At 43.9% G+C, this 6,692-nt stretch carries 6 protein-coding genes and 5 tRNA genes; 8 read left to right on the top strand and 3 right to left on the bottom strand.

What is annotated here, in order from left to right:
* The first annotated feature begins 110 nt into the window (after positions 1–110).
* A tRNA-Trp gene (locus AACR11_RS21140) sits at positions 111–187 on the top strand.
* A gap of 469 nt (positions 188–656) precedes the next feature.
* On the opposite strand, the gene pssA is transcribed toward AACR11_RS21140, so the two are convergent.
* Both pssA and AACR11_RS21130 read right to left on the bottom strand, forming a co-directional pair.
* The gene (gene pssA / locus AACR11_RS21135) at positions 657–1,997 is read right to left on the bottom strand and encodes a CDP-diacylglycerol--serine O-phosphatidyltransferase (RefSeq protein WP_005451105.1); all 1,341 of its coding nucleotides are present in this window, start codon (positions 1,995–1,997) and stop codon (positions 657–659) included.
* A 71-nt stretch (positions 1,998–2,068) separates the two neighbouring features.
* Positions 2,069–2,500 carry a GNAT family N-acetyltransferase gene (locus AACR11_RS21130; protein ID WP_029790816.1) on the bottom strand — a complete coding sequence of 144 codons (432 nt, stop codon included), beginning with the start codon at positions 2,498–2,500 and terminating at the stop codon, positions 2,069–2,071.
* A gap of 101 nt (positions 2,501–2,601) precedes the next feature.
* Here AACR11_RS21130 and murB point away from each other — a divergent pair, with 101 nt between their 5' ends.
* Together murB and birA are read left to right on the top strand one after the other, a co-directional pair.
* The gene (gene murB, locus AACR11_RS21125; RefSeq protein WP_005451110.1) at positions 2,602–3,645 is read left to right on the top strand and encodes a UDP-N-acetylmuramate dehydrogenase; all 1,044 of its coding nucleotides are present in this window, start codon (positions 2,602–2,604) and stop codon (positions 3,643–3,645) included.
* Positions 3,642–4,607 carry a bifunctional biotin--[acetyl-CoA-carboxylase] ligase/biotin operon repressor BirA gene (birA, locus tag AACR11_RS21120; protein WP_029790815.1) on the top strand — a complete coding sequence of 322 codons (966 nt, stop codon included), beginning with the start codon at positions 3,642–3,644 and terminating at the stop codon, positions 4,605–4,607. Before murB ends, birA begins: the two co-directional genes overlap by 4 nt.
* 25 nt (positions 4,608–4,632) lie before the next feature.
* Here the strand turns inward: birA and coaA are convergent, their stop codons facing one another.
* Positions 4,633–5,556 (bottom strand): type I pantothenate kinase, encoded by a 924-nt coding sequence (gene coaA / locus AACR11_RS21115; RefSeq protein ID WP_017817494.1) that lies wholly within the window; start codon positions 5,554–5,556, stop codon positions 4,633–4,635.
* Between the two features lie 206 nt (positions 5,557–5,762).
* Between coaA and AACR11_RS21110 the strand changes: the two genes are divergently transcribed.
* The 5 genes from AACR11_RS21110 to AACR11_RS21090 form a co-directional block, all read left to right on the top strand.
* Positions 5,763–5,838: transfer RNA gene (locus tag AACR11_RS21110), tRNA-Thr, on the top strand.
* Between the two features lie 52 nt (positions 5,839–5,890).
* Positions 5,891–5,975 (top strand) — tRNA-Tyr (locus tag AACR11_RS21105).
* A 35-nt stretch (positions 5,976–6,010) separates the two neighbouring features.
* Positions 6,011–6,085 (top strand) — tRNA-Gly (locus tag AACR11_RS21100).
* 13 nt (positions 6,086–6,098) lie between these two features.
* Positions 6,099–6,174, top strand: a tRNA-Thr gene (locus AACR11_RS21095).
* 101 nt (positions 6,175–6,275) lie between these two features.
* The coding region (locus tag AACR11_RS21090) for a GTP-binding protein (protein ID WP_114145632.1) at positions 6,276–6,692 on the top strand (417 nt) is incomplete at its 3' end.

The raw sequence follows: 6,692 nt of genomic DNA, 5'->3' as shown, positions 1-6,692 counted from the left end.
TCACGCCGGGGGTCGCGGGTTCGAGTCCCGTCCGCTCCGCCACTTATTTCAAAGACCTCGCTTTTGCGAGGTTTTTTTGAATCTACAATGTGATAAACTGTAGTTTCTACAGGGGTGTAGCTCCAATTGGCAGAGCAGCGGATTCCAAATCCGCGTGTTGGGAGTTCGAATCTCTCCACCCCTGCCATATTTAAGGCTCTAGCAGAAATGCTAGAGCCTTTTTCGTATATGAAGGAACGAGTACCAGTCTAGTTGGAAGAGCAGGGGATTCCCCTAATGCCCAAATAGTGCGTGTTGGGAACTGAGCCGCCAGTCCGCTTGGCAGCAAGTCATATCGAATCTCCGGAGTGCCGGTCCAAACTGAGCCGCCAGTCCGCTTGGCAGCAAGCCATATCGAATCTCCGGAGTGCCGGTCCAATCTACCCCTGCCATATTTAAGACTCTAGCAGAAATGCTGGAGCCTTTTCGTTACAATCTTGGACCTGTTATCTTGTTGAATTTCTTAGAATACAAAGTCGTCTCATCCCATTGTATATCGAAGTGTCAGTCTAAATACTTAAGAAAGCAACAATGTTGTAATCTATGTCGCTAGCTGTACATAATAAAAAAGCCCAGTATTTTCATACTGGGCTCTGTAAGTTTACTATCGAAGCATTTTAAAGAATGCGTTTTAGTACACCATCAGCTTTGATACGTGTGATCTTACGGACCAGCTTCTGAACACTGACTGGATAGTCTTCCACTTTCTCTAATTGCTTGTAAGTACAAATAAGCTGAGTGTGCTCTAGAATGTTTGCCACCTCTTGTTCAAATTTGTCTGTCATCTTCGCGAAGTTGTCTTGAACTAAAAGACCATTTTCAAGATCTAGTGACCATGCTCTAGGGTTTAGGTTGTTACCTGTCATAAGCATGTAGCGCTTATCAACCCAGATACCTTTTAGGTGGAAGCTATTGTTATCATGTTTCCAAAGGTGAATAGATAATTTACGAGCAGCAATGCTTGCTTCATTCGCTTTAGCGAAACGACGTAAGTTGAGTTCGTACAGATATGGTAAACCGCCAATAGTCTTGAACTCTTCTTCAGGAGAGATGTAAAAGTCGTTTGCAGTCTTGTCACCAACCACGATTGTTACTTTTACACCACGTTTCATTGCACGTTTTACTTCACGATTAATCGCTTTCGGGAAGTTAAAGTAAGGTGTACAGATAAAGATTTCGTTCTGAGCAGCTGCAAGCAGCTTAACGATTTTCTGGTTGAGTAAATTACGGCGCTTCCCTAAACCTACCAGCGGTGTAACTTTCACTTCGTCTTCGCTGGCTACTTCTGGTTTAAATTCGTAATTAGCACGAGCTAAAGAAGAGCGAAGTTGGCGAATGTCCGCTTTGATCTCTTTTGTCTCAGGTTTATCTTTATCTGCAAGATCATTAACTGCAGGGTGGGCGATCATTTCATCCTGAATGAATCCTACCATCGAGTCTGCTAATGCTTTGTGTTGAATGACATGGTAGCGATCGAAGCGGTAACGACCATTGTATTGTAGGTATACGTTGTTAAGACTTGCTCCGCTGTAAATGACGGTGTCATCTACGATGAAGCCTTTAAGATGAAGTACACCAAAGACTTCTCTGCCTCGTACAGGAATACCGTATACAGGAATTGAGTGCTGGTATTTTTTTGCGAATGCCTTGTAAAGTGCTGCGTTGCCTTCAGATGATTCTGCACCAATGAGACCACGTTGCGCTCGGTGCCAATCTACACAGATATTGATGTCCAATCCAGGATTGCGCTGTTTCGCTTCATAAAGCGCTGTGAAAATTTCACGTCCAGCTTCATCATCTTCCAGATATAGAGCGACTAGGTAAATTCGTGACGTTGCTTTGCTGATCGCATCAAGAAGACGAGCTCTGAAAGCATCTGCTGCGTGCAGAACTTCGAAGTCTTCAGGCTTAACTGCGAGACTTGGCAACTGTTCGAATGGGTTCCTACTTACTATCATACCGGTGTGAGTACCTTAATTAAGTGCAATATTGCGAACCTGATATTTTACCAAAGATATGATTTCTCTGGCTACAAAAGCGCACTGTTTGAAGCACTAGAAGTAATGAATTGCATTGGAATGAGATCTTTGCCACTGTCCACGTACCGTAAATAAGCCATTTTCAATGAGTTTGGAAGCTCAGAGCTATCAATGGTTTTGAATCCATGTTGAGAGTAATAAGCCTCTAAATGATTAAAAGCAAAGCAATAATCTCCATTGTTGAAAACAGTGTTTTCGCAATGAATAAGTAATGCTTGACCGACCCCTGTTCCCCTACATTCCGGAACAACAAGCATACCAGTCAGCAAGCGAGACTTTTCGACCGCTTTCATTCTAAGGAGAGCAACGATTTTTCCTTCTAAACTTGCGGTGATGATCAGCTCATCACGCTTGGCTTTTCCGGCAGGGTAATGTGCTTTGTATAATCTCTTGATCAGAGGTAGTTTGATCGGATTTAACACTTCTATGATTAATGAGCTAGGTATTGTCACTGCGGCTAAAACATAACTAAGGTAGAATGGCTACAGTTTAAGAGAATCTCATCTGGCGTTGCAAATCCACTATGGAAATTAAGAAACATGCGAGCCTCAAGGCTTTCCACACATTTGGTATCGAACAAACCTGTGCTTATTTAGCGATCGTTGAAACTATCGATGATGTTATTCAGCTATTTAAAGATGAAGCTTACCTAGAGTTACCGAAGCTATTTTTAGGTAAGGGCAGTAACATGCTGTTTACTCAACACTATGAAGGCATGGTCATTATTAACCGCTTAATGGGTAAAACTGTTACTGAAGAAGGTGCTCATTATCTATTGCACATTGAAGGCGGTGAGGATTGGCCGGCGCTTGTTCAATGGTGTGTAGAACAAGGCATGGGAGGTATTGAGAACCTCGCACTCATCCCTGGCTGTGCAGGCTCGGCACCTATTCAAAATATCGGAGCCTATGGATTGGAATTGCAAAATGTGTGCGAATACGTAGATATCCTCGATTTGGAGAACTTCACGACCAAACGCATGACTGCAGAAGAGTGCCAATTTGGCTATCGTGATTCGATCTTCAAGCATGCATTATATGAAAAATGCTTTATTACTGCGGTCGGTCTCAAACTGCCAAAGCAATGGAAGGCGATCAATCAATATGGTCCTTTGCAAAGTATTCCTGAAGAAGAGCTTAGTCCCCTAACCATTTTTGAGCGTGTATGCCAAGTGCGAATGGAAAAATTGCCAGACCCTGCAAAAGTTGGTAACGCAGGAAGCTTTTTTAAAAATCCAGTGATCAGCCAAGATCATTACGATCAACTTATCAAAAAGCACAGCAATATGGTGGCTTACCCTGCGAAAGGAGGAATGAAAGTCGCTGCGGGTTGGTTAATCGACCAATGTGGTTTGAAGGGGGTATCAGTGAACGGTGCTCAAGTAAATCCACTCCAAGCTTTGGTTCTAACTAATGTTGATAATTGTAGTGCCAATGATGTTGTCGAGCTTGCGTCTTTGGTAAAAAGGACCGTTTGGGATAAATACCAAATTGAACTAGAACATGAAGTTCGTTTTATGAATAACAAGGGCGAGACTAACCTAACTGAGATTGAGGCTACGCGATGAGAAAGGAACACTCTGCAAAACTGCATATTCTCAAAGCGCTAAGTGACGGTGATTTTCATTCTGGGGAAGCCTTAGGGCAAGAATTGGGTATATCACGCGCTGCTATTGCAAAGCACATCAAAGGTCTTAATGATTGGGGCGTAGACATTTACCGGATTCAAGGACGTGGCTACCAGCTAGCTCAGCCTTTACAACTGCTTGATGAGCAAAGGCTTCAAGCTTATGTTGATACTCAACTTGAACTCATCTCGGTTATAGATTCAACCAACCAATATCTGCTCGAGAAAGTCGATGACTCCGATAAGGGGCGCGTATGTTTGGCTGAATATCAAGCAAAAGGAAGAGGACGACGTGGTCGCCAATGGATATCGCCTTTTGGGACTAACTTGTATTTGTCGATGTACTGGCGTTTGGATGCTGGTATGGCAGCGGCTATGGGGTTGAGCTTAGTTGTTGGTATCGCAGCAGTGGAAGCTATTGAAGAGATGGGTATCCAAGGCGTGAAACTCAAATGGCCGAACGATATTTACTACGAAGATAAAAAGCTTGCAGGCATTTTAGTTGAAATGTCAGGGCAAGCCGGTGGGGCAGCGCATCTAGTTATTGGCATGGGGCTTAATATCGGTATGCCAGACTTGCAACCTGAAATCGATCAACCGTGGACAACCTTAAACCAAGTGAGCGATAGCCTAGATATCGATCGTAACCTGTTAGCGATTAACCTGATTGAACACTGGAAGAAAGCACTAGAAGAATATGAAATGACAGGGCTCGGTGGGTTTGTAGAGCGTTGGAATCGTTTAGACAACTTTATTGGACGCCCTGTAAAGCTATTGATGGGACCTAGAGAAATCCATGGGGTAGTAAAGGGCATCGATCAGCAAGGTGGTGTAGTATTAGAAACCACTAATGGATTGGAGACCTACGTTGGTGGTGAGATCTCCCTAAGGAAAGGTGATTAACCTCTAGTCTAGTGCCTAATAGAGGTTACTTTCTCAACGACACCTTGTCGACGAGATGACTAGGACCTTTGTGCAGAATTAGATGGGCTCTCTCGCGAGTTGGCAGAATGTTATGTTCTAGATTGAGCCCGTTAATGCTTTGCCAAATTTCTTTAGCTTTGTTTTTCGCCTCTTCGACAGACAATTGCGTGTAATGACTAAAATAAGAGCCTGGTTGAGTAAATGCACCTTGGCGGAATTTCAAAAATCGTTCTACATACCATTGCTCAATGGTCTCAGTTTCTGCATCAACATAAATAGAGAAGTCTAGGAAATCAGAGACAAACACGCGATGTGGATCATGCGGATAGTCCATACCACTTTGCAGAACGTTTAACCCTTCGATAATCAGTACATCTGGACGATCTACTTTCTTTCGTTCTTCAGTAATGTCGTACGTAATGTGTGAATAAACTGGGACTTCTAAGTTTGGTTGACCTGCTTTTACATCTGAAACGAATTCTACCAAGCGTTTAATATCGTAAGATTCCGGAAAGCCTTTACGATGCATGATGCCTCTCTCTTCCAGTACTTTCTTTGGATATAAGAAACCATCTGTTGTCACAAGGGCGACTTTCGGATGGTTCTCCCAACGAGAGAGCAATGCTTTTAGAAGTCGTGCGGTAGTACTCTTTCCTACCGCCACACTGCCGGCAATGCCGATAACAAAGGGTGGAGCATGTTCTTCCGTGTTGAGGAACTGCTGAAGTACAGAGTTACGACTTTGGCGAGCCTGAACGTACAGATTTAAAAGACGAGACAAAGGAAGGTAGATCTCTACCGCTTCCTCCATAGTGAGGTTTTCATTAATGCCTTGAAGCGCTTTCAGATCGTCTTCAGAGAGTGTCATCGGAACAGAATTGCGCAATTCTGCCCATTCGGCACGGTCAAATGACAAAAATGGACTCATGGGTCTCTTTTATCCTTGGTTTCATCGAGAGCAAGAACATACAACAAGCTCCGTGCAAAGCAAACGACAAAGCTCGAAAGTTTGCTTTAAAAAGCGAGGTTTGTATGATTTTGCAGCAATCGATTCTAAAAAGTCGAATTTTACGATTTTTTTTGAAATAGCTATTGCAACCTAGAAAATCATTCAATAGAATGCGCACCACTTATGCCGACTTAGCTCAGTAGGTAGAGCAACTGACTTGTAATCAGTAGGTCACCAGTTCGATTCCGGTAGTCGGCACCATTCTTTCCTGTTTCTAGTGGAAACAATTGTAGTAAGAATGGCTTAAAAATTTGGAGGGGTTCCCGAGTGGCCAAAGGGAGCAGACTGTAAATCTGCCGGCACTGCCTTCGATGGTTCGAATCCGTCCCCCTCCACCATATTCTTTAGGAAATAGCTCTCAGAGTTACGTGTTGCGGGCATCGTATAATGGCTATTACCTCAGCCTTCCAAGCTGATGATGCGGGTTCGATTCCCGCTGCCCGCTCCACTCTAATTTGAGTGCTGATATAGCTCAGGTGGTAGAGCGCATCCTTGGTAAGGATGAGGTCGGCAGTTCGAGTCTGCCTATCAGCACCAGCTCTCAAAGTTATCTCCTTTTGATATAAGATTTACCAATTATCTTTTTTGGTTGCGTGGTCAATTCGGGCCACCTAAATCCGTACCTAGAGGGACTACTCATGTCTAAAGAAAAATTTGAACGTGTAAAACCGCACGTAAACGTTGGTACTATCGGCCACGTTGACCACGGTAAAACTACTCTAACTGCAGCTATCTGTACAACACTTGCTAAAGTATACGGCGGTGCTGCTCGTGACTTCGCATCTATCGATAACGCTCCAGAAGAGCGTGAGCGCGGTATCACAATCGCTACTTCTCACGTAGAGTACGACACTCCAACTCGCCACTACGCGCACGTTGACTGTCCAGGACACGCGGACTACGTTAAGAACATGATCACTGGTGCTGCACAGATGGACGGTGGTATTCTTGTAGTTGCTGCAACTGATGGTCCAATGCCACAAACTCGTGAGCACATCCTACTAGGCCGTCAGGTTGGTATCCCATACATCATCGTATTCATGAACAAATGTGAC

Source organism: Vibrio sp. L85 (assembly GCF_963871815.1).
In the GTDB taxonomy this organism is placed as follows: domain Bacteria; phylum Pseudomonadota; class Gammaproteobacteria; order Enterobacterales; family Vibrionaceae; genus Vibrio; species Vibrio harveyi.
This window is presented reverse-complemented; position numbering and strand designations above follow the sequence as displayed.

Excerpts from the sequence above, each read along its gene's own strand:
- pssA (WP_005451105.1), bottom strand. The coding sequence starts at position 1,997 with ATGATAGTAAGTAGGAACCCATTCGAACAGTTGCCAAGTCTCGCAGTT.
- murB (WP_005451110.1), top strand. The coding sequence starts at position 2,602 with ATGGAAATTAAGAAACATGCGAGCCTCAAGGCTTTCCACACATTTGGT.
- birA (WP_029790815.1), top strand. The coding sequence starts at position 3,642 with ATGAGAAAGGAACACTCTGCAAAACTGCATATTCTCAAAGCGCTAAGT.
- coaA (WP_017817494.1), bottom strand. The coding sequence starts at position 5,556 with ATGAGTCCATTTTTGTCATTTGACCGTGCCGAATGGGCAGAATTGCGC.